We start from the raw sequence: 17,626 nt of genomic DNA, 5'->3' as shown, positions 1-17,626 counted from the left end.
AAACACAGAAGGGTAATTGGGGATGGTCTTGTGGAAGTGGCGGCTGATTTGGGCGCTGGTCATATTGCTGGGAGGCGTGGCGCTGTTCGCCGGGCAATTCCTGGCAACCATCGTCCTGACCGGATACGCAACGCAGGTCCGTTCCGAAACCATCGGCGGCTGTGTCCAGCCCGGAACCCAAAAGCCCGTTGGCGTCATTGACGGAACCAAGGCCGGTGCGGACAAAGTAGCCAACGCAAAAGCCATCGACCAGGCGGCGCAGAAGGCCGGCCTTTCTGGCTATGCCTCCCGTATCGCCATCATTACTGCCGTTGGCGAATCCAACCTGGTCAATTTGGACTACGGCGACCAGGTGAACGGGGTCCGCAACCCGGACGGCAGCCTGGCTACCTCGTTCGGCCTGTTCCAGCAGCAGACCTCCCAGGGCTGGGGCTCCAAGGAACAGGTCATGGACCCCGAATATGCGGCCACCTCGTTTTTCCTGGGACCGAAGCATGACGGCAAATCCGGCCTCGTTGCCGTGCCGAACTGGGAAAAAGAGACCTGGATTTCCAACGTGATCCACCAGGTACAGCGCAACAGCGACCCGGACCACTACACCAAGTGGATTCCGTTCGCGGACAGGATCATTTCCCAGGCTGGCATTGATATTCACCGGCCCGCGAGCGCGACGGCACCGGGTGGGGCGTCCACGGTTAGCGATCCTGGCAAGGCTGGTTGTGCTGGAGCTGAGGGCGGCGTGACCGTGGGCGACTTGAAGGGCAAATGGGTTGCGCCGTTGCCGGGCGCGATCCTCACGTCCGGTTATGGTCCGCGTCCTACCCCGGCAGGCACGCGGGACTTTGGGGCGTTTCACTACGGCCTGGACTTCTCCACCCCCGGACAGGCGGGCGGGACTGTGCTGGCCGCAACGGACTTGAAGATCACCATTGCCTCCGACGTGGATGGCGGGACCGGGGCCGGAACGCACGTCAAAGGCCAGTCCACGGACGGGGCCGTGACGCTGACCTACGCGCACATGCTAACGGGATCGTTGAAGGTCAAAGTCGGGGATACCGTGGCCGCCGGGACCGTCCTGGGGACCGAGGGAGCCACGGGCAATGTCACCGGCAAGCATCTTCACTTTGAAATCTACAAAGGCGCGATTCCTGACCCCTGGGCGCAGACAGCGCCCGTGACCGATCCATGCCCGATCATGACCACGAAAGTCTCCGGATTCTCCTGCGAAATAGGATCCACATCGGGCCGGGCTACCGCAGCCGGGCCGATGAATGGAACCGGGAACGTGTTTGCCCTGGCGGCCTGGAGTGGCCCGGGCAACGGACAAAGCGCCACGGCCCTTTCGGGCTGTGGCTGTGGATGCGGGCGCGGCCCGCGCTATTCAAGGATGGCGGCCTAATGTCCCTGACAGCACGCCCGGCCCGTGAAGTGCCTACCCTGTGGCTGAACCCGGACACGGGCGAGCTGCTGACCCCGGACGGCCGCCAAGGGCCGGCACTGACCGGCCCGGCGTCCCTCGTGGACGCCCTGGACGCGGCCAGCCGCCACAACGCGCACCGGATCATGATTGCCGCAGCGGCCATGCCACGCGCCGCGTGGGTACTCGAGAACCCTGCGAGCTGGGAACTGCACTCGTGCAACGTCGCCGGTATTTGGTGGGCCAGATACCGGCACCGGGCCACGCAGGAAGACATTTGGGTGCGCTGCATCCACGAGTGGGGCACCGAATGGGCGCAAATGCCCCTGGAAGCCGCCAGAGCGGCTTTTGAGCGCCTGGCGGCCCTCGTGTCCACCCTTGACCGCGATCACCCCGTGGGAGGCCCGCAGGTAGGCAAGAACCGCGCCCCGGTGATGCTGTCCCCGGAAGCTACCGGCCTGAACCTGTGGGCGCTGACCGTCCCGGACCAGGTACCGCATGACCCGCTGCCCGCAGACATAGCCGAAGAACTCCGCGCCTCCATGGCACCGGCCCGCAATGACTACGTTGTGCAAGGGCCGAAAACCTACACCGGGTACGCCTCCGACATAACTGCAGGCGAACCCAACGGCCAGCTCCACACCCTCCAGCTCGTGCTTCCCGAAGTCCTCGAATGCAACGAACTAGGCATAGGCCCGGCGGCCCGCCTCACCGGGGCCGAGGCCGCCAAACTGTTCACCGAATCCGCGTACCACCCCGCCCGGTACAAGGTGGCCTTCCACGTCCCGGAACACTGGACCGGCCCCGGCCTGCTGGCCTTCCACGACGAAAGCGGATGGCGCTGGCCCAACCGCCCCGGCACCGAGGGCACCACCTGGGCAGGCCAAGCCGAACTACGCCTGGCAGCAGCGGGCGGCTGGATAACCGCGGAATCCATCACCGAGGCCATCAGCTTCACGCACTCCATCCCCTCCACCAGGAGCAAAGGCAAAATGACCAGGCCCCGGCCCCTGGACGGCTGGGCAAGGGCACTGCGCACCCTCTGGGACGCAGCAGCCACAGACCCCGCCCCCGAAGCCCTGCAAGCAGCCCTGGCCCGCATCATCACCGGCACCATTGACGCGTTCTCCAACACCGTCGAACGGTCCGCCATCTCCACCACCAAACCGGCCACCGGCATAGCCCGCGCCGTGGGCAACGGCCTCTACGCCGTGCAGGAAACCGCAGCGGAACGCCCAACCTCCATGCGGCACCCAGAATTCACCGCGCAGATACGCGCAGGCGCCGCCGCCCGCGTCCTGGACGGCCCCAGCGGGGGAGGGGAACGCATCGGCGCACTCCACCTACCAGGGCGCTACTGGGGAGCTCGTGGCAGCATCATCGTGACCGACAAACTTCCCGCCTGGATCGGAGACGAACACCGCGCCGGGCGCTGGAGCATCAAAGCCAGCGCCGACGTACCCGCCGCCCCGGCAACACTCCTGCAAGCAATCCAACAGACCCAGCAATAACCAACCCCAACGAAAGGCCCCCATGGCAACGCGCATCGAAACCACCCTCATTGACGACCTGGACGGCACCGAGGCCGCCGAAACCATCACGTTCGACCTGGACGGCAAAAGCTACGAAATCGACCTCTCCCAGCCCAACGCCGACGCCCTGCGCAGCAGCCTGGCCCCCTTCGTCAGCAAAGCCCGCCGTGCCGGTGGCCGCCGCCAAACAGGAACCAGTGCACTGCGCAGCATTTCCAACACCAAACAAATCAGGGCATGGGCCGAAGAACAGGGCATCAAAGTCAACTCGCGAGGCCGGCTGAACTCCGACGTCCTGGAAGCCTACGAAAAAGCCCACACCAGCAACTAAAAGATCACAGACCGGTCGACGGACTACAGGGGGGTCGGACACCCGACCCCCCATATGGGGGACAAGACAACTTTCGCAGCCGCGCCGTTCACACGTACGACAATCCCGCCATGGGCGGAGGTCGCCAGCGACAACCCTGGTCACGAGTGGCGATATCTGCACTGTTCCACCGCACCCACCAGTTCCGCGTGCATTTTTTCTGGACTGGGACTTACGACTTCCGCGCGAACTTCCAACGCTACGACCAACGGGAGACAAGGGCGTCCGGAACCGCTTATCCACAGATTTCCAAGCAAATACGGGGATAGTGCTGTGTGCTGGCCTGTGAATTGGTGCCTGGGGTACGCCCTGTCAACCGTTCGCAGACCCCGGAAGTTAGCGGGAATCAAGGGGTTGTGGCCTGTGGACCATTGCCCCCGTGATAGAAAGCATCAGTAGGGCGTGTGATTGCTATCTTCCGGCCCTATACCACGGGAATGTGTCACGTCGGATCAGTAAGCTTAAGAGGTAGCCAGCGGGGCAACCGCGATATTCATGCCGAACGTCGCTCCCAACGGCAGCTGACTTAAATGCGTGAAGCCCGCGCCAACGGGCTTCAGCAAGGTCTGGGTCAGTCGGATTGAGCCGTTGACACTAGACCGCGTATTAGGGAATACACATCTAGGTTATGTCCTGCTGCCCAGCGCAGCCAGCCCAAGGCTTGGGAACGGCTCCTTTCAGCAACGAAAGGATGGCCACCAATGACCCGCCGCAAGCGTCAGCCCCCATGGGCAATGCTCAGCTTCATCGTCAACGCCGTGCGCCTGATCTACACGCTGTTCTGGCCCTGGCACTAACTCCCCGCGCCCTGCCGTTCAAATACCGCCACGGCAGGGCCGGGCAGCGGGGACAAGACAGTTTCACGCCACCAAAAAGCGCCCGCATAACCTGCCTTGGCAGAGTGCGGGCGCTTCGTCGTCTTTACCTCTGAGGTTAACCAGGGATCGGAGTGGCCACTATCCCGATGAAGTAGAGCACCACCACGACGGCGGCGAGCGCGTAAACGACGTATTGGGCGGAATTGGTAGCTACGCGAGGTGCCCAGACTCGCGGGTTCTTCCTGACAAGCGCCATGGCGACCAGGATGGCCAGGCAGATCGTGGCCGTTCCGATGTGGGCGGCCACCTGGAAGGCGTTGGCCGCTGCCAGGAATGCTGCGCCGATGCTGAACACCACCAGGGCGGCAAGGGCAATGTCACTGATGCGTTCCCTGGTTGTCATTGGTCTTCTCCTGATGGCTTTTGTTCGCCGGTTTCCACTTGGTGCTTCCGGGCGTGTGCTTCGGCGTCGTTGAGTGCCTGGGCGAGCTGGTCAGCGGCTTCGGTGTAACGCCGGGCGTCGTTTCCCTCGCTGGCGTCGGTTGCTGCCCGCATGGCCCGGATCATGGCCGCTGTAGGGGCCTCTCGGGTGTCCGTCATGGTCGGATAACGGATCTGTTTTTCCGGGTCCAGCTCGTAGCGGCTCCAGCGCTTCACCGTCTCCTGGTGGCTGTCCCTGGCGTGGAGCCATGCCCGCAAGTCCACCAGGGGCATTTGAGCCGCATTCGAGGGTGCGGGGCCTTCGGCAACAAGCTTCGCGGTGCTGGCCTGTTCACTCAGTACGTCCCTAGAGACTGAGGGGGACAGTCCTTGTTCCTCCAGTTGTTGCATGTGCCCGCGCACTTGATCCCGTGGCATGGCCTCCAGCTCGTCCCGGGAGTGCTCTTTGAATTTGTCGTAGCCCTCCGGTTTGGGAAAGAAATACGTGCCCACGGCCAAACCCCCGGCTGTGATCAAAGCAAGACCCCACGGCACGGGCGCGGACACCACGAAAGACGTACCCACTCCGGCCATGAACCCGCCTATCTGCCCCACTGTGGCGTGCAGGCTACTGGGACCGAGCTGAAAGGCGGGGCGGTAGGTTTCCCTCCGCACCTGGTGGTAACTCTTCGCCTTGGTCAGTAGTCCACGAATGTCTGTCATGACTTAGTGGTGCCTTGGAGGTATTGCGTGACGCGCTGCTGGCTGATTCCCAGGATGGCCGCAATGTCGTCCTGGGTGAATCCGCCCGAGGTCCGCAGTTCGGCAATGACCGCATGCCGTTCTTCGGTTGCCTGGGACAGCAGCTTTTGGCCCTCGTCGTTCTTCCTGGCGGCCTCGGCCCAGCGGTCCCCGGCGGTCCCTGGCGCTTGAATGTCGAACTGCACGCGCACCTGGTTGGCAGGCAGGCCCAAGACCTGGGACGCGAGCGCGTCAGCGTTGGACTGGAGGGCGCGGATGGTCTTGCCGGTGACGGTTTCGCCGGTTTCGAGAGTGGCGGACCAAATGCCGTTGACGTGCTGGGCGGTGGCCTGGACGGCTTGGGTGTTTTCGTCGGTGGGGTCGGCTGCGCCGGGGATGGTTTTGCCGGCCTCGATCCAGGCGGTGAGTTTGTCCACGTCGTAGCGGCGGGCGCGGATGCCCGGCTGGGCGGGGGCGCGGAGGTCGTGGCCTGCTTTGTTGAGTTTGCTCATGGCGTTTTTGAAGCCGCCCACGGAGAGCCCGGCGAGTTTCGCGCCGTCCTCTGCGGTGAGGGCGGCATCAATGTCCGGGTGCGGGGTGTTTTCGTACGTCACGGGGTGGTTTCTCCTTCGTCGGGGGTGAAGTTGAGGCGGTCGCGGATCAGTTTGTCGACAACCGCGGCGTGCTGGGCGTCTGCGTGGCTGCCTGCTGTGAGGGTTGCCAGGTAGGTGACGTAGGCCGCTGTGCGGGTGTCGTAGGCGGCGGCGCGGGTTTCCTGGGCTGCTGCCAGGGTGGCGTGTGCCTGGGCCATGGCTGCTTTGGCGGCGGCGAGTGGGGCCACGGCTGCCCCGTGCTTTGCCAGGGCTTCCTGGGCTTCGTCCAGGAGTGCGGTGGCCTTCTCGGCGTGGGTGTTGGCCGTGGGGGTGGCGAGGTCGGGGCTCATGGCGTTCCTTCCGGGGTCGTGGCCTAGTAGCTGCCGGTAAGAAGTTTGCGGGCGTGGCGGGTCTGCGCGGCGGTGCGGGCGGCAGGGATTTCGCCGGGGCAATCGGGCTTGTGGGCGTCGGCTGCGGTAAACGCTGCGTCTTCGTGCAGCGGGCGCGGGGCGGCCCAGAGGCACTCTTTGCAGACGACGTGGAAAGTGCCGGCCTTTGGGTTGGCGGCGAGTACGGCCATCATGGCGCTTTCCTTCTTTCTGTCGCGGAATTACTCAAACACTAGTAGGTCTTGTGTGAAAATCACAAGGGCGGATTGTGTTTATGTCAGGTCGGGGTTAATGCCGTGCAGGTTCGCGGCCTCGATCCAAGCGGCCCGGACTTCGGCCCTGGCGTCTTTCAGCTCGTGCAGCTCGAAATGCTCGCGCTCCGGCGTGAAGGCTTTCGGACGCCCACCCCAGCAGGCGGCGAGCGCGGTTTTCGCTGCTTCGTAGCGGGGTGTTGTGATGCTCTCGCGGGTGGGTGTGGTTGGTGCTTGGGTGTGGCAGCGGGAGCGGATCAGGGTGCGGGATTTCATGGGGTGTTTCTCCTTCCGGGGCGGTTGGTGCGGGCAGTTCGGGCCATTGGGCTTTTGGTGCGTTGCGGTTGTGGGCGGCGATTTCTTCGGCGGCTGCTTCCAGTCCTTCGGGGCCGCCGTAGCGAGGCGGGGGCAGCGGTGCCGGTGGCCGCTTCGGGGCGGGCGCGGGTGCCGGTCGCGGGGTGGTGGGCTGTTCCCGCGAGCGCTGGAGGCATTGGGCGCTGTGGCGTTCGAGGGCGGCGAAGTGGCGGGCGCGGGCTTCGGTTTTGGCTCCCCGGTAGGTGTAGGGCCTCGTGGGCGGGGCGGGTCGGCCCTCGCGGGGGGTGGCTTTGAGCGCGGTGTTTTTCATGGCGGGTTACCTGGTGCATTCGGTGAGTATCTGGGCGGCGCGGTCGTGTTCTGCCGGTGTCATCCACAGCCCGTAGGTGGCTTTCACCTGGACGATTCCGGCGGTGTAGTCGCACCAGTGGGCGCGGTTGGGCGGCAGCCAGGTTGCCAGGTCGCTGTCACCTTTGGAGCGGTTCGCGGAGGCCGATGATGCGGCGAGGTTGGCCGGGTCGTTGGCGAACCGTTCGCGCTTGTCCTTGTCCCAGCTCTGTGCGCCTTTCTGCCAGGCATCGGCCAGGGGGACAAGATGATCTATGTCCACGCCGGGGCCGTTGCCGCCGCGCACGAAATGCACGGTTTCCCCGGTGTAGGGGTCCGCGAGTTGCCCGGAGAGAACCACACAGTCACGGGTGCCGGGCTTGACCTCGATTCCGGACAGGTCGCGGCGCAAGGTGTCGTTTCGGGTGTCGCAGCCGTTGCGGTCAACGTCTTTCCAGGCCGGGCCGAACAGCTCGCGCTCATAGCCTGTTTTCGGTGCCCTGCCCTTGGCCGGGATGGACGGCAGGGCCGCGAGTGCTGCGGCGGACGCTGTAGGGCCTGCTGTGCCCGCTGCGCCGGGCTGTGCCGGGGCGTTGGTGCCTGTGGGTGCTGCGGGGGCGTTTGCGGCCCCTGGGGCCAGGGTGCAGGCGCTCAGGGTGAGCGCTGCCGCCGTGGCGAGCGCTGCGAGCTGGGCGGGCATCCGGGTGTTCACTTCGTTTCCTCCTGCGGGGCGGGGGTGAGCCGTTCGGGCTCGACGGTCGTATTGGTGTATCCGTTGGTGCGGCTGAGGGCGGCGACTTTCGCGCCGCTGGGCAAGGTGGTGAACCTTTCGAAGGTCCAGACCGCTTTGCCCTTGCCGACCCTCACACGGTCCCCTGTCGCGGGCGTGTAGGGGGCCGCGGGTGTGGTGCCCTGGTCGCGGCCTGCGGGGTTGGCGGCGAAGCTGCGGACGGCGGCGGGATCAACGACAGAAAGTTCTTCGGGCCACTCGGCCACTTCGTAGGGGCCGAATGCCCACATGACGCCGATCTTGCCTTTGTAGACGCCCGCCTTGCGGGCCGGGTCGGTCACGATGCCCAGCCGGCCCCTGCTGTCCTGGACGACTTCACCGGCGCGGGTGGGGTGGTTGGTGGTGGTTTCACTGGTCATGGCCGGGTGCCTTTCGGTGAGTGCGGGGGCGGCGCTCACTGGATGCGAGCGCCGCCGGGGCGGGGTTAGAACGTGGCGTCGGCGGGGATTGCCCAGCCGTACTTGCGGTATTCCTTGGCTTTGGTGGCGAACTTCTTGGCCAGGACGGCGGGGGCGTCGTAGCCCTCGATCTGTTCGGCCAGGGCGTCAGCGATGGCGAGGGCTTCGCCTTTGTCCTCGGCGGCCAGGTTGTCCAGGTGCGTGCGGTGGGCGGCGTCGGCGGCTTCGGAGTAGCGGCGGCTGACCATGGTGTCGATGCAGCGGCTTATGTCGTTCTCGGCGGCCCGGGCGGTTTTGTAGATCCTCTTGCCTACGGTGATCGTGGCCGCTGCGGCTGCCTGCCGCTTGGCGGCCTTGTCCTTGGCTTCGGCGGCTGCTGCTGCGCGTTCGGCCACGTGCACCGGCAACTGTGAGGGGCGGTTGACCGGGGCGGACGGGTAGCAGATCGTGCAAGCCTTCTCCCCTGCGAGCGCCACGATTTCGGCCTCTGTCTTGCCTGAGTATTCCGGGAGCCAGTAAACGGGGGTGGTCCAGCGGAACGAACTGCAGGAGCGCGAGCGGTGAAGGTGGCCGCCGGGAACCAGGAAGAACCGCGTCCACGGGTTGGCCCGGTAGATCGCCTCCAGCGGCTCGGCCTCGGCCTCCAGGGCGGCGAGCGCGGCCCGTGCTTCCTCGATGATCCGGGCAAGTTCGGCCTGACGCTTGGGGCTCTTGGTGACGTGGGAGAGCTTGGCTTTCTGCTGCGCGGCCTCGATGGTGGCGACGTGGCCCGTGTACGGCTCGTAGATGGCGGCAAGGGCGGTGTCGATTTCGCGGGGGCTGTTCACGATGTGTCTCTTTCCTGGTCGAGCGGGGGAAGGGCTTGGAGCTGCCGGGCGGCGGGGATTCGGTCACCGCCGCCCGGCGCCGGGTTTCAGCTCACGTGCAGCGCGGCGAGCGAGGCGGCCGCGTTGGCTACGGAGCAGAACGTGGCCTCCCAGTTCCGGCCATCGGCGGGGAAGGCGTAGACCACGCCGGGCAGGGATTCCACCACGCGCCCGGCGGTTTCGCCGTTGGCGGTAACGGTGCCCTCGGAGTCCATTGCCCAGGCAACTTCGATGTTCTGCATGATCGTGTGGGCGGTGGTCTTGCCGGTGATGGTTTCCATGACTTCCTCCTGCGGTGGTCCCGATCTCTTGAAAATAATACTAGCCCTATTTGTGTAAATAACACAAGTAGGGCTAGTAAATTATTTTGGAGGGGTGGCTCTGCCTTAGTCGTCGCCGTTTTCCTGGTCGGCCCGCTGCGGCTTGGCTGCACCAAAACTCAAGGCGTGCCAGCCCGCGAGCGCGGCAAGGGCCGCATATCCCAGCGCCCACGGCAGCACGGCAAGCAGGTCAATTTGGCCCAGGGATTCCAGCCAGTGCGCGGCGTCCCTCAACGTGTTGGTGAGATGGTCGGGGGTGAGCATGGGTTTTCCTCTCGGTTCAGCGCATCAGGAGGAACAGCCCCACGGCCATCACTGCCGCCCCGAAAAGGGCCATGGCCGTTCCGGCGAGAGGGCGGAAGCTCAGGAGCCGGGCAGCGCCCATGGCCGCGAACCCAAGGCCGATCACCATCAGGAACAGGGTGTGTGCCTGTATGTCCCACCCAAAGGTGATGCCCGCCCAGCCCCCAAGGAGGCCCGTCGCGGCAAGGATCGGGCCGACGATGCTGAGTGCCGGATAGGCCCTCTCGGCGAACTTCTCGGCGCGGCTGGGTGTCGGGTAGTCAGGCAATGACATTGAGGATTCAGGCATTCGATTTTCTCCCTTGGTTGCAGGTGCCATTATTGCTGGCCCCTCTGACGGTTTAGGCACGGATCAAAACAGGGTGTCGATGGGGCCGGAACCCTCGGCGGTGTAGTCCTCCGGCCCCAAGTCCCACAGCTCGCCCGTGCGTTGGTCGGTCACGGTGTCATGACCGCAATGACGGCAGCGCAAGGCGCACAAGTCCCGCACCGGGTAGGCCGGTACACGTTCGTAGTTGATGTACTCCCGCCCGCTGCGGGTCCGCTTCGACGCGGGGGACAAGACAGTTTCGGTGGCCGGTGGGCGGGTGCCCCAGTTCACGGCGCGTTCGGCCACAGTGCCGCACTTCTGGCACGCGAGCGCTTCGGCGGGCGCATGGTGGGCAAGGGTGGTTTCCTGCTCGCTCCACTGGCCCCAGGTGATCGGTACGCCGTCCCAGAACGGCGGGAGGTCAAAGGCCCTGCCGTCCTGGTTCCGGCCAAACAAGGCCACCACCTGCCCCGGCAGGGGCTCGGGGGTGCTTTCGTCGGGCTTCGTGGTCACGGTGAGGCTTCCTTCCTTCGGTGGTGTGTGCGGGGCCGGGCTTAGCGGGCAATGCCTCTGACACCGTTGGCTGCGAGCGCTTCCGTCAGCAGGTTCCGTGCCCATTCGCGTACATCGGCCTCGATTTCATCCCTGCCCTCGATCCCGAAATTCAGGGTCCAATCGGCCTCTGAGATTTCGACGTTGGTGTTCAGGTTGATCGTGCGGGTATCGGCCATGGTGGTCCTCCTTGGGTGAGTGTCGGTGTCGGCCCTTTTATGCCGATTCCTGGCGGTGTTCCGCCGGGGCCGGTGCTGCTGCGGTGTCCCTGCGCGTCCGGGCAGCGCGGGCGGCGAGCGCGAGGTACCACGCGGTGTTTTCCGGGGTGCCGTTGGCGGGGTGGACGTAGTGGCCGTCTTTGCCGGTGAGGTTTTCGCCCGTGGCGGCGGTGGCGTGGACGCGGTAAAGGCGCTGGCTGTGGACGGTGTAGGAGACTTCCACCTCCAGCGTCAGGCCCCAAATGTGTTCGCGGGCGGTCAGGGCTTTCTGCGTCTCGGCCAGGAACAGCAGCGCGGCGGCTTCCTCGACCTGCTTGCCGGTGGGCTCGGCGTACCGGGCGTTCACAGCTGCACCCATTCGAGCAGGGTTTCGTAGCCGTGGTCTCCCGGAGTGTCATAGGCCACCGTGTCACCGTTGATCCGGTAGGCCCGGCCTGCGGCCCGGAGCCGGTCAACCCGCTCCGTCCGGGCCTTGGCGGCGTCCCCGTAGAACGTCGTGCGGGCGTTGCGGGTGTAACCGTCCGTGTGGGTGAAGGTCTGGCGCAGCTCGTAGCGGGGGAGTTCGGCGGCTGCGGTGGTGGTTTCAACGGTGGCGCTCATGGGTTCCTCCTGCGGGTGTGGATGGGTGGCGGTTCTGGTGGGCCGCGCCGTGGGCGCGGCCCCGGCGGCGCTAGAAGTAGCGCATGGTCATGGTGCCGTCCGCGTTGCGGATGCCTTCGCGGTAGCTGAACGAGAGAACCAGGTTGTCCTTATTCGCGTGGTGCAGAAGCCAAGCGCCGGCGATCTTGTTGGCCTCGGCCTCGGTGTCGGCAGTGACGGTCACCGCGGCCTCCTGGATCGAGGCTCCAAGGACTTTCATGGTGTCGATGTTCGGTGTGCGGCGCATGGTTTCCTCCTGGCTTGTTCCTGACCTCTTGAAATAATACTAACAGCACTAGTGAAAATAATACAAGCTAGTGCGGTAGTTATTTTTTGGGGTGGTGAACGCCGGGCCGGGATCCTTGGGCGCGGCACTGCGAGGGCCGCGCTGTGGACGTGTGCGGCCAGCGGGGGCCGGGCTCGGCTAAGGTGCCGATCATGAGTGAAAGCGAGCGGGGTATCCGCACTGAACGGAAGGGCTCACTTCGGGACGGCAGCGCCGGTTTCGGGGCAGGGTCCGGGGATATTGAGCGGTACGACTTCGAGTGCCCTTGCGGCAAGGGGAAGGTAGTCGAGGAACACGACAACATTCCTGGCTTCCGGGAACATGACGTGCGCCTGTTGTGCCCGGAATGCCGGGCGGACGGCTGGGACTTCGTCCCCGGCCTGTCTGTGCGCGGCTGGCGGCTGGAGCAGAAAACGGCCTAGCCGGGGCAGGTGGAATGGTGCAGGGGGTCGGGAGTCCGACCCCCTGCCGTCGTTTCTAGACGTTCAGCAGCGTCACGGCCCGGCGGATCGCCTCGGCGGTTTCGCGCTGGTTCGCGGCGGTCTGGTGTTCGCCGTTCGCCTCGCTGGCGGCGGCGACATAGCTTGTCAGCTCGTCGGCCCAGCTCGCGGCGGCCTCCAGCACTTCGGCCACGGCGTCCTTGATGGTCGACTCTTCCGGGAGCGCTTCGACCAGCAGCAATACGAGCTGTTCGCCGTTGGGCAAGTGCAGCTCTGCGGCGGCCTCCATTTCGGCCAGCGTCTCAGGTGTGCGGTACTCGGGCCGAATGTCAACGTCGGGGGAGTCCAGTCCGTCCAGCGGGCCGCCGTCCATGGTCAGCGGGTCAACGATCCAACGGCGGTTTACGCTGTCGTGCTCCAGATAGACCTTCACGGACTGTTCGACCTTGACCGCTTCGGTTTCGAGGGCTGCGGCGGTGTTTTCGGTAGTCACTTCTCCTGCTTTCGTTCTGTTCCTGGTCAAGTGGTGGGGTGCTGGCGGCGGGCTCCGTGCCCGCCGCCAGCGAGGGGGTTAGGCTGCGACCTGCGCGAAGACAGGGGCGAGCCGTTCGCGCTCGGGCAGGCTCAGCAGATGCGGGTAGGCCCGGATGATTTCGTGGGCGTCGGCGTAGTAGTTATCCACCGTTCCCGGCTCCAGCTCGGCCCATGAGGTGAGGCCGGGGTAAGCCAGTGCCGCGAGCGAGAACGCGAGGTCTGCCACCTTGTCGCCGTACTCGGTGCCCAGCCCGATCCCGCCCAGCTCGTCGGCGTGCATGGGGCCGGGGGCGCGGGTGTAGTCGTGGCCGAACCGCGTGTACTTCCCGCCGTCCACGGTTACGGACATAAGGTGCTGGCCGCTGGGATTGATGGTCACCAGAACCCGCGTCCACGGGGCGACGTCGAGGGCCAGCCCGTCACGTGCGGACGTGTCGTAGAAGGCAAGCCGGCGATTGGTGGCAGCGGCGAAAATCTCGGTCATTGTGCGGTTCCTTTCCGTGGTGGCGGTTCGGGCTTCCCCCGACCTCCTGAAAATAATACTAGTCCCGATTGTATGAAAATACAAACGGGACTAGTGATTATTTTGGAGGGGTGCCGGGTGGGCGTTCTGCCTGCCCGGCGGTGGTGGGCTATTTCAGTACGTCGGCGGGGTCCACGATGGCCAGCAGGGAGCGGGGGCCGTTCAGGTGTGCGCCGTTGGGGTTGCCGCCGATTTCGGTAAAGCTGACGGTCTTGGCGTTGGCTTTGAGGATCACGTACAGCGCGTTGGGGTCCGCGTGCTTGCTGGCCTTGACGGGCCGCACGAGCGCGCCGGGCCGGTACGGCGCTTCGGCGTTCAACTGCTCCAGCTTCATTGCCATCACGCGGCCCCGCTCGTCCTCGGTGGCCCTGCGTGCCGGGGCGCGGTAGCTGGAGGCGTTCGGGGCGAATCCGTCTTTGAGGTCATGCAAGCGGATCAGCTCCATGGTGCCCCGGTGGCCGCTGTAGGCGTAGTAGTCGGTGCCCGCCTGCGTGATCACGTCCCCGTCCATGAGGGCGCGGGAGGTTTCGACGCGGGCGGGGCTGGTGGTGTTGGTCATTGGGTGTTGCCTTCCTGTCTGGGTATCTCGGGCTGGTCGGACACTCCCGGCAAGGTGCGCTGCGCACCTTGCCGGGCGAACCCGGCTAGTCCTCGGTCGGGAGCATGATCGTTATGACCGGCTCGCCCTCGTCGCCGCCGCCGATTTCCATCACCAACTCCAGCTCTGTCGCCTCCGTGGCGTCCGGAACGTTCGGGATGCGGTACAGGTGGAACGGCAGGCGGTTGGTGGCCGCTGCGTGCCGCCCACGGTTCCGGCGGATCGCAGCGGAGCCCATCCAAACCACGTCCCACAAGCGGCCCGTTTCGTCCTGCCCCTCGCCCTGCGCGGGGTTCCAGGTCACGGCCTCGGCCCACGCCCCTGCGGTCAGTGCCACCGGGTAAGTGAATCCGGCCTCACGCGCCAGCTCGGTTACGTCCTTCAGTACGCCGTCCCCGATGGCCTGCGCCCGGCTGTAGGCCGAAATCACTTCCGCGTCTGCCCAAAAGTCGTTCATGGTGTCCCTTCCGTCACTGTCGATGAAATAACACTAACAGCACTTGTAAAAATAATACAAGTATAACTTGTGAAAAGTCGTTGGTGTCCGGTACGTTGGTAACAACACCCCGGCAAGCAGCCGAAACACCCACCGAAAAGGGGCCGCAAACATGGCTACACAGAACACCGCAACCGCCGTCGTCTTCCTCGAAGAACTCGCCAAAATCGTCGAAAAATCACCGGCCACCTACAGCACCGACGCCGCCCAGGAACTCGCTGACTCGATCCGCAGCATGGCCGAAGAAATCACCAAAGACGCCCGCGTAAACCCCGACCTCCTGCACACCACACGCCAGTACGGCGCACTCGACTGGCACGACGAAATAGCCGCCGTCCTGATCGCCGCAGAGCAGCGCAACGCAGTCCACTAACCGCCGTTGCCGGTATCCCCGCATAGGGGATACCGAAGGCCCCGGCGCTCGCCAGCACCACGCCGCTACTTTCATCAGCGACAGCAGTTGCCGGGGCGCCATCCGGCCCAGCCACACCATCCTTGAAGGGGGACAAGATGATTCAGGCATTCATCACCACAGCAAGCAACGAAGTACCCAAGATGTTCGAAACCGGTTGGGACTGGTGGGCATGGCCTATTGCATGGGCAGCGCTCGCCGTCGCGGCGCTCGTGATCGCCGGGGCACTGCCGATGTTCGCTGTCGTCGTCGGCGCAGCACAGGACACCGTATGGAAGGTGCCCGCCGCGATCCTGGTTATCCTCGTGGTCCTTGCCGCCGTCGTGGCCGGGTACATCGGATCGGGCGTCATGATGCGCCACATGGACAACGGGCAGGGAGCGTTTTGGGTTTTCCTCGGCTGCCTCCTGGTTGGCCTGCTCGGCTGGGCGTTCAGCGCCTCCTGGCATGGCACGCAGCCCTACACGTACGAGGCACGCCGTTGGGTGGGACGGGTGGCAGCAGCGCCCGCGCTTGTGATCGGCCTCGGCGCGGTGTTCAACGGGATAGCTGAAATCATCACCCGGCTTGCCGCGTCGATCCCCATGACCGTTGCCCAGTTCGGCGCACTCGTCGTCGTTGGCGCACTCGTCCTCGGGGCCTACGCCAACAGCTCCAGCCGCCGCTAAACCGTCACCAGCTCGGGAAGGAAAGCACCATGCCGACCCCACCAGCGACCCCGGCCCACGACGCCGCCCATGATTCAATGGGTGGCGTCAAGGGAGGGGACAAGACAAAACATGTGCAGAGCAAAAGACCACGGCGGCCGCCGCTGCCCGTACCACTCAAACCCTTTGGTGCAAGCCGTGGCTAACGCGAAAACCTCCCTGCGCCGCCTCGAAAAACGACAAGACGCCCTCGAAGCAGCCAACGCGCCCATGTCAAAGATCACCCGTGGCATGAACCGCATTGTTGCCGCCGTAACCCGCCTGGGCGAACGCGAACAACACGCCATCCCAGCCACCAACGACAACGCCCTACCGGCACCACAACCCACCAGAGCCGGGGAAATCACCCCCGAAACCGTCAACGCCGCAAGCTGGGACGACATAGGCGGCATGTACTCCACCTACGGCGACGACCCCGAAGCCCTGGAAAAACTCCAGCTCCTGGTTGAAGAACGCGAAGAACGCGAAGCCGCCGACGTATGGGGCACCGGAACCGCCCCCACCGTGGGCGAAGGCGACGCACTCACCAACCCCACCCTGCGCGAGGAACGCAAACTCACTCCGCACGAGGTAGCCCGCGAGGAATACGACAACTACGTCTACGCCCAATACCGCAAGTGCGAATCCGAACTCTCGTTCATGGTCAACAAACAGGGCCAAGCCAAAGGCATCGACAGTTTCAGCCTGTTCCAAGGCCCCGTATCCCGCGTCAAAAAGTACGGCAGCGAAGAACTGCAGGCGTGGTTCGCAGCCAACGGCAGACACACACTAGGTTCTTTCAGACACGCAATGTTCGGCTGGGCCTCCGACGCTAAAGCAGCCCGCAACGCGCGTCTGGAAGGATTTGAGAATGTCGCACACACTTTCTAGAGCTGAAATCCTTCAATGCCAGCAAGAGGGCTACAACGCCTACCTCCAAGGCCAACAACCAACAGCCTGCCCCTACAAACTCGGCACCCCCGAAGGCGAAGCCATGGGAGACGCCTGGTACCGAGGCTACGCAGCATCCAAAACCGACCGCGCAAGAGCCAACAACCAAGCCACGGCACCAAAAACCACCACAGACTAGAAAAGCGCTCGCGCTACCGCTGTAGGGATAGCCACGAAGTGGAGCGCAATAGTCCGTAGGCGGAGCATGCGACAGCCAAAGCGGATTCCCACGCGGCCCTCACCGACGTGCAACTATTTGCATGTGAGCGCAATGGACATTTTGGGTCTCTTTCGGTTGAAGAACGCGCCGTGGTTATCTCTCGTCACGTCTGGCGTTGCCTGGTTTGCGCTGTGGGGAATCCTGCACGAAATCACAGTAACGAGCGCCGTTGGTCAATTCCTTCTGGCACTCGGGCTGCCCTCTGGCGTCGAACGTGGAACGCTTGAAGTCCACAACTGGATCGTAGGTGTACCGCGTGTGACGTGGTTTTGTTGGGGAGCTGTGATCCTGGCGGCAGCAGCCGGAGCCCAATACGTCCGGGCGGTCTACAACCAAAGGGAGTCATTAAGGGAGCTTTTGGATGCAGGGCGTCACCTAGGCCGCGCAAAAGCCCGTCCGGTAACTAACTGGATGACTTCCGAAACTGGAGAGATGCACGCGCTGGGACTGGAGGCCGCCCGGGCGGACTACTCGAAAGCTGCAACATACGACCAAGAGCTCAGGACTTTTGAACAACAAGTACAGCTGCGCTGCGCCGCCGTGTACTGGTTGATTGCGGTCATCCTTGTCGAACTGAAAGATACGACCCCGCCGGACCTAGTTATCTTCTGGCGGACAGAGTCTTTTGCAATGGTAATGACCCTCGCTGGAGCGGCCACTCTCATTGCCCTTTGCATGACGTGTGCGACGCAAAGGTTTCACGATCCCACCTTCAAGTCCCCAACCACGGCGGATAAGTTCAAACAAACTCTGCTAAGCCTCTTGTTAGAGGTCCTCTTGCTCATTCTCAATCTTGCTCTCGTTCTTGCCGCGCTCCCACTATTTGTGCTCGGCATCTTGTTGTACCCGGATCTTTCAGCGAAGAAGGATGCGGAACCAGACTAGAAAGGCGCTCGCGGGATGCTGCCCGG

Annotated in this window: 30 protein-coding genes; 9 read left to right on the top strand and 21 right to left on the bottom strand. The window is 64.5% G+C overall.

The features are described 5' to 3' along the window. Positions 1 to 22 precede the first annotated feature (22 nt). The 3 genes from ACIQT2_RS21985 to ACIQT2_RS21975 are packed head-to-tail and all read left to right on the top strand — an operon-like array spanning position 23 to position 3,280. Entirely contained in the window at positions 23 to 1,399 is a 1,377-nt protein-coding gene (locus ACIQT2_RS21985) for a M23 family metallopeptidase (RefSeq protein WP_402950859.1), read from the top strand. After that, positions 1,399 to 2,928 carry a hypothetical protein gene (locus tag ACIQT2_RS21980; protein ID WP_402950856.1) on the top strand — a complete coding sequence of 510 codons (1,530 nt, stop codon included), beginning with the start codon at positions 1,399 to 1,401 and terminating at the stop codon, positions 2,926 to 2,928. Before ACIQT2_RS21985 ends, ACIQT2_RS21980 begins: the two co-directional genes overlap by 1 nt. Positions 2,929 to 2,950: 22 nt before the next feature. Beyond that, a complete protein-coding gene (locus ACIQT2_RS21975) occupies positions 2,951 to 3,280 on the top strand; it encodes an Lsr2 family protein (protein WP_402950853.1) in 330 nt (109 codons plus the stop codon). 972 nt (positions 3,281 to 4,252) lie between these two features. Here ACIQT2_RS21975 and ACIQT2_RS21970 read toward each other — a convergent pair. The 17 genes from ACIQT2_RS21970 to ACIQT2_RS21890 form a co-directional block, all read right to left on the bottom strand. Next, positions 4,253 to 4,540, bottom strand: a complete 288-nt coding sequence (locus tag ACIQT2_RS21970) for a hypothetical protein (protein WP_402950850.1) — start codon at positions 4,538 to 4,540, stop codon at positions 4,253 to 4,255. Further along, positions 4,537 to 5,280 (bottom strand): hypothetical protein, encoded by a 744-nt coding sequence (locus tag ACIQT2_RS21965; RefSeq protein ID WP_402950848.1) that lies wholly within the window; start codon positions 5,278 to 5,280, stop codon positions 4,537 to 4,539. Before ACIQT2_RS21965 ends, ACIQT2_RS21970 begins: the two co-directional genes overlap by 4 nt. Then, entirely contained in the window at positions 5,277 to 5,912 is a 636-nt protein-coding gene (locus ACIQT2_RS21960; protein ID WP_402950845.1) for a helix-turn-helix domain-containing protein, read from the bottom strand. The genes ACIQT2_RS21965 and ACIQT2_RS21960 overlap by 4 nt, the downstream gene beginning before the upstream one ends. Further along, positions 5,909 to 6,241: a hypothetical protein gene (locus ACIQT2_RS21955; RefSeq protein WP_402950842.1), complete on the bottom strand. Its 333-nt coding sequence runs from the start codon at positions 6,239 to 6,241 to the stop codon at positions 5,909 to 5,911. Before ACIQT2_RS21955 ends, ACIQT2_RS21960 begins: the two co-directional genes overlap by 4 nt. Before the next feature lie 23 nt (positions 6,242 to 6,264). After that, complete coding sequence (locus ACIQT2_RS21950) at positions 6,265 to 6,474, bottom strand: hypothetical protein (protein WP_402950839.1); 210 nt, start codon at positions 6,472 to 6,474, stop codon at positions 6,265 to 6,267. A 78-nt stretch (positions 6,475 to 6,552) separates the two neighbouring features. Beyond that, positions 6,553 to 6,807: a hypothetical protein gene (locus ACIQT2_RS21945; protein WP_402950836.1), complete on the bottom strand. Its 255-nt coding sequence runs from the start codon at positions 6,805 to 6,807 to the stop codon at positions 6,553 to 6,555. A 355-nt stretch (positions 6,808 to 7,162) separates the two neighbouring features. Beyond that, on the bottom strand, positions 7,163 to 7,885 hold the full coding sequence (locus tag ACIQT2_RS21940; RefSeq protein WP_402950834.1) for an HNH endonuclease family protein: 723 nt from the start codon (positions 7,883 to 7,885) through the stop codon (positions 7,163 to 7,165). After that, positions 7,882 to 8,322, bottom strand: a complete 441-nt coding sequence (locus ACIQT2_RS21935) for a hypothetical protein (RefSeq protein WP_402950832.1) — start codon at positions 8,320 to 8,322, stop codon at positions 7,882 to 7,884. The genes ACIQT2_RS21940 and ACIQT2_RS21935 overlap by 4 nt, the downstream gene beginning before the upstream one ends. Positions 8,323 to 8,387: 65 nt before the next feature. Continuing rightward, a complete protein-coding gene (locus ACIQT2_RS21930) occupies positions 8,388 to 9,188 on the bottom strand; it encodes a hypothetical protein (protein WP_402950829.1) in 801 nt (266 codons plus the stop codon). Positions 9,189 to 9,274: 86 nt separating this feature from the next. Beyond that, a complete protein-coding gene (locus ACIQT2_RS21925) occupies positions 9,275 to 9,508 on the bottom strand; it encodes a hypothetical protein (RefSeq protein WP_402950827.1) in 234 nt (77 codons plus the stop codon). Between the two features lie 105 nt (positions 9,509 to 9,613). Next, positions 9,614 to 9,811 (bottom strand): hypothetical protein, encoded by a 198-nt coding sequence (locus ACIQT2_RS21920; protein ID WP_402950824.1) that lies wholly within the window; start codon positions 9,809 to 9,811, stop codon positions 9,614 to 9,616. A 16-nt stretch (positions 9,812 to 9,827) separates the two neighbouring features. Then, the gene (locus ACIQT2_RS21915) at positions 9,828 to 10,139 is read right to left on the bottom strand and encodes a hypothetical protein (RefSeq protein ID WP_402950822.1); all 312 of its coding nucleotides are present in this window, start codon (positions 10,137 to 10,139) and stop codon (positions 9,828 to 9,830) included. Positions 10,140 to 10,202: 63 nt separating this feature from the next. Further along, positions 10,203 to 10,673 (bottom strand): hypothetical protein, encoded by a 471-nt coding sequence (locus ACIQT2_RS21910; protein WP_402950820.1) that lies wholly within the window; start codon positions 10,671 to 10,673, stop codon positions 10,203 to 10,205. Positions 10,674 to 10,714: 41 nt separating this feature from the next. Then, on the bottom strand, positions 10,715 to 10,891 hold the full coding sequence (locus tag ACIQT2_RS21905) for a hypothetical protein (RefSeq protein ID WP_402950817.1): 177 nt from the start codon (positions 10,889 to 10,891) through the stop codon (positions 10,715 to 10,717). Between the two features lie 37 nt (positions 10,892 to 10,928). Continuing rightward, on the bottom strand, positions 10,929 to 11,288 hold the full coding sequence (locus ACIQT2_RS21900) for a hypothetical protein (protein WP_402950814.1): 360 nt from the start codon (positions 11,286 to 11,288) through the stop codon (positions 10,929 to 10,931). Next, complete coding sequence (locus ACIQT2_RS21895) at positions 11,273 to 11,530, bottom strand: hypothetical protein (RefSeq protein WP_402950811.1); 258 nt, start codon at positions 11,528 to 11,530, stop codon at positions 11,273 to 11,275. Before ACIQT2_RS21895 ends, ACIQT2_RS21900 begins: the two co-directional genes overlap by 16 nt. A gap of 70 nt (positions 11,531 to 11,600) precedes the next feature. Next, positions 11,601 to 11,816, bottom strand: coding sequence for a hypothetical protein (locus tag ACIQT2_RS21890; protein ID WP_402950808.1), 216 nt, complete (start codon positions 11,814 to 11,816; stop codon positions 11,601 to 11,603). 191 nt (positions 11,817 to 12,007) lie between these two features. Between ACIQT2_RS21890 and ACIQT2_RS21885 the strand changes: the two genes are divergently transcribed. Continuing rightward, positions 12,008 to 12,277 (top strand): hypothetical protein, encoded by a 270-nt coding sequence (locus ACIQT2_RS21885; RefSeq protein WP_402950805.1) that lies wholly within the window; start codon positions 12,008 to 12,010, stop codon positions 12,275 to 12,277. A 55-nt stretch (positions 12,278 to 12,332) separates the two neighbouring features. On the opposite strand, the gene ACIQT2_RS21880 is transcribed toward ACIQT2_RS21885, so the two are convergent. From ACIQT2_RS21880 to ACIQT2_RS21865, 4 genes are all read right to left on the bottom strand, one after another. Further along, positions 12,333 to 12,788: a hypothetical protein gene (locus ACIQT2_RS21880; protein WP_402950802.1), complete on the bottom strand. Its 456-nt coding sequence runs from the start codon at positions 12,786 to 12,788 to the stop codon at positions 12,333 to 12,335. 78 nt (positions 12,789 to 12,866) lie between these two features. Then, complete coding sequence (locus ACIQT2_RS21875; RefSeq protein ID WP_402950799.1) at positions 12,867 to 13,313, bottom strand: hypothetical protein; 447 nt, start codon at positions 13,311 to 13,313, stop codon at positions 12,867 to 12,869. A 148-nt stretch (positions 13,314 to 13,461) separates the two neighbouring features. Further along, positions 13,462 to 13,911: a hypothetical protein gene (locus tag ACIQT2_RS21870; protein WP_402950796.1), complete on the bottom strand. Its 450-nt coding sequence runs from the start codon at positions 13,909 to 13,911 to the stop codon at positions 13,462 to 13,464. Positions 13,912 to 13,996: 85 nt separating this feature from the next. Beyond that, a complete protein-coding gene (locus ACIQT2_RS21865) occupies positions 13,997 to 14,407 on the bottom strand; it encodes a DUF6573 family protein (RefSeq protein WP_402950793.1) in 411 nt (136 codons plus the stop codon). Positions 14,408 to 14,558: 151 nt separating this feature from the next. Here ACIQT2_RS21865 and ACIQT2_RS21860 point away from each other — a divergent pair, with 151 nt between their 5' ends. From ACIQT2_RS21860 to ACIQT2_RS21840, 5 genes are all read left to right on the top strand, one after another. Next, positions 14,559 to 14,819: a hypothetical protein gene (locus ACIQT2_RS21860; protein ID WP_402950790.1), complete on the top strand. Its 261-nt coding sequence runs from the start codon at positions 14,559 to 14,561 to the stop codon at positions 14,817 to 14,819. Positions 14,820 to 14,956: 137 nt separating this feature from the next. Further along, complete coding sequence (locus ACIQT2_RS21855) at positions 14,957 to 15,526, top strand: hypothetical protein (RefSeq protein ID WP_402950788.1); 570 nt, start codon at positions 14,957 to 14,959, stop codon at positions 15,524 to 15,526. A 177-nt stretch (positions 15,527 to 15,703) separates the two neighbouring features. Beyond that, positions 15,704 to 16,435, top strand: coding sequence for a hypothetical protein (locus tag ACIQT2_RS21850; protein ID WP_402950785.1), 732 nt, complete (start codon positions 15,704 to 15,706; stop codon positions 16,433 to 16,435). After that, positions 16,416 to 16,634, top strand: a complete 219-nt coding sequence (locus ACIQT2_RS21845) for an Rmf/CrpP family protein (protein WP_402950783.1) — start codon at positions 16,416 to 16,418, stop codon at positions 16,632 to 16,634. The genes ACIQT2_RS21850 and ACIQT2_RS21845 overlap by 20 nt, the downstream gene beginning before the upstream one ends. 123 nt (positions 16,635 to 16,757) lie before the next feature. Beyond that, positions 16,758 to 17,600, top strand: coding sequence for a hypothetical protein (locus ACIQT2_RS21840; protein WP_402950780.1), 843 nt, complete (start codon positions 16,758 to 16,760; stop codon positions 17,598 to 17,600). Positions 17,601 to 17,626: the final 26 nt, after the last annotated feature.

The organism is Paenarthrobacter sp. NPDC090522 (assembly GCF_044769225.1).
Taxonomy (GTDB): Bacteria; Actinomycetota; Actinomycetes; order Actinomycetales; family Micrococcaceae; genus Arthrobacter.
Note: the sequence above shows the minus strand (reverse complement) of the source record. Positions and strands in the feature narration are given on the sequence as shown.

What these genes read in the sequence shown, in the direction of transcription:
- ACIQT2_RS21905 (WP_402950817.1), bottom strand. Translation starts at nt 10,891, where the DNA reads ATGGCCGATACCCGCACGATCAACCTGAACACCAACGTCGAAATCTCA.
- ACIQT2_RS21895 (WP_402950811.1), bottom strand. Translation starts at nt 11,530, where the DNA reads ATGAGCGCCACCGTTGAAACCACCACCGCAGCCGCCGAACTCCCCCGC.
- ACIQT2_RS21860 (WP_402950790.1), top strand. Translation starts at nt 14,559, where the DNA reads ATGGCTACACAGAACACCGCAACCGCCGTCGTCTTCCTCGAAGAACTC.
- ACIQT2_RS21945 (WP_402950836.1), bottom strand. Translation starts at nt 6,807, where the DNA reads ATGAAATCCCGCACCCTGATCCGCTCCCGCTGCCACACCCAAGCACCA.
- ACIQT2_RS21855 (WP_402950788.1), top strand. Translation starts at nt 14,957, where the DNA reads ATGATTCAGGCATTCATCACCACAGCAAGCAACGAAGTACCCAAGATG.
- ACIQT2_RS21935 (WP_402950832.1), bottom strand. Translation starts at nt 8,322, where the DNA reads ATGACCAGTGAAACCACCACCAACCACCCCACCCGCGCCGGTGAAGTC.
- ACIQT2_RS21965 (WP_402950848.1), bottom strand. Translation starts at nt 5,280, where the DNA reads ATGACAGACATTCGTGGACTACTGACCAAGGCGAAGAGTTACCACCAG.
- ACIQT2_RS21890 (WP_402950808.1), bottom strand. Translation starts at nt 11,816, where the DNA reads ATGCGCCGCACACCGAACATCGACACCATGAAAGTCCTTGGAGCCTCG.
- ACIQT2_RS21985 (WP_402950859.1), top strand. Translation starts at nt 23, where the DNA reads ATGGTCTTGTGGAAGTGGCGGCTGATTTGGGCGCTGGTCATATTGCTG.
- ACIQT2_RS21980 (WP_402950856.1), top strand. Translation starts at nt 1,399, where the DNA reads ATGTCCCTGACAGCACGCCCGGCCCGTGAAGTGCCTACCCTGTGGCTG.
- ACIQT2_RS21970 (WP_402950850.1), bottom strand. Translation starts at nt 4,540, where the DNA reads ATGACAACCAGGGAACGCATCAGTGACATTGCCCTTGCCGCCCTGGTG.
- ACIQT2_RS21975 (WP_402950853.1), top strand. Translation starts at nt 2,951, where the DNA reads ATGGCAACGCGCATCGAAACCACCCTCATTGACGACCTGGACGGCACC.
- ACIQT2_RS21955 (WP_402950842.1), bottom strand. Translation starts at nt 6,241, where the DNA reads ATGAGCCCCGACCTCGCCACCCCCACGGCCAACACCCACGCCGAGAAG.
- ACIQT2_RS21875 (WP_402950799.1), bottom strand. Translation starts at nt 13,313, where the DNA reads ATGACCGAGATTTTCGCCGCTGCCACCAATCGCCGGCTTGCCTTCTAC.
- ACIQT2_RS21925 (WP_402950827.1), bottom strand. Translation starts at nt 9,508, where the DNA reads ATGGAAACCATCACCGGCAAGACCACCGCCCACACGATCATGCAGAAC.
- ACIQT2_RS21870 (WP_402950796.1), bottom strand. Translation starts at nt 13,911, where the DNA reads ATGACCAACACCACCAGCCCCGCCCGCGTCGAAACCTCCCGCGCCCTC.
- ACIQT2_RS21885 (WP_402950805.1), top strand. Translation starts at nt 12,008, where the DNA reads ATGAGTGAAAGCGAGCGGGGTATCCGCACTGAACGGAAGGGCTCACTT.
- ACIQT2_RS21845 (WP_402950783.1), top strand. Translation starts at nt 16,416, where the DNA reads ATGTCGCACACACTTTCTAGAGCTGAAATCCTTCAATGCCAGCAAGAG.
- ACIQT2_RS21865 (WP_402950793.1), bottom strand. Translation starts at nt 14,407, where the DNA reads ATGAACGACTTTTGGGCAGACGCGGAAGTGATTTCGGCCTACAGCCGG.
- ACIQT2_RS21900 (WP_402950814.1), bottom strand. Translation starts at nt 11,288, where the DNA reads ATGGGTGCAGCTGTGAACGCCCGGTACGCCGAGCCCACCGGCAAGCAG.
- ACIQT2_RS21915 (WP_402950822.1), bottom strand. Translation starts at nt 10,139, where the DNA reads ATGCCTGAATCCTCAATGTCATTGCCTGACTACCCGACACCCAGCCGC.
- ACIQT2_RS21950 (WP_402950839.1), bottom strand. Translation starts at nt 6,474, where the DNA reads ATGATGGCCGTACTCGCCGCCAACCCAAAGGCCGGCACTTTCCACGTC.
- ACIQT2_RS21920 (WP_402950824.1), bottom strand. Translation starts at nt 9,811, where the DNA reads ATGCTCACCCCCGACCATCTCACCAACACGTTGAGGGACGCCGCGCAC.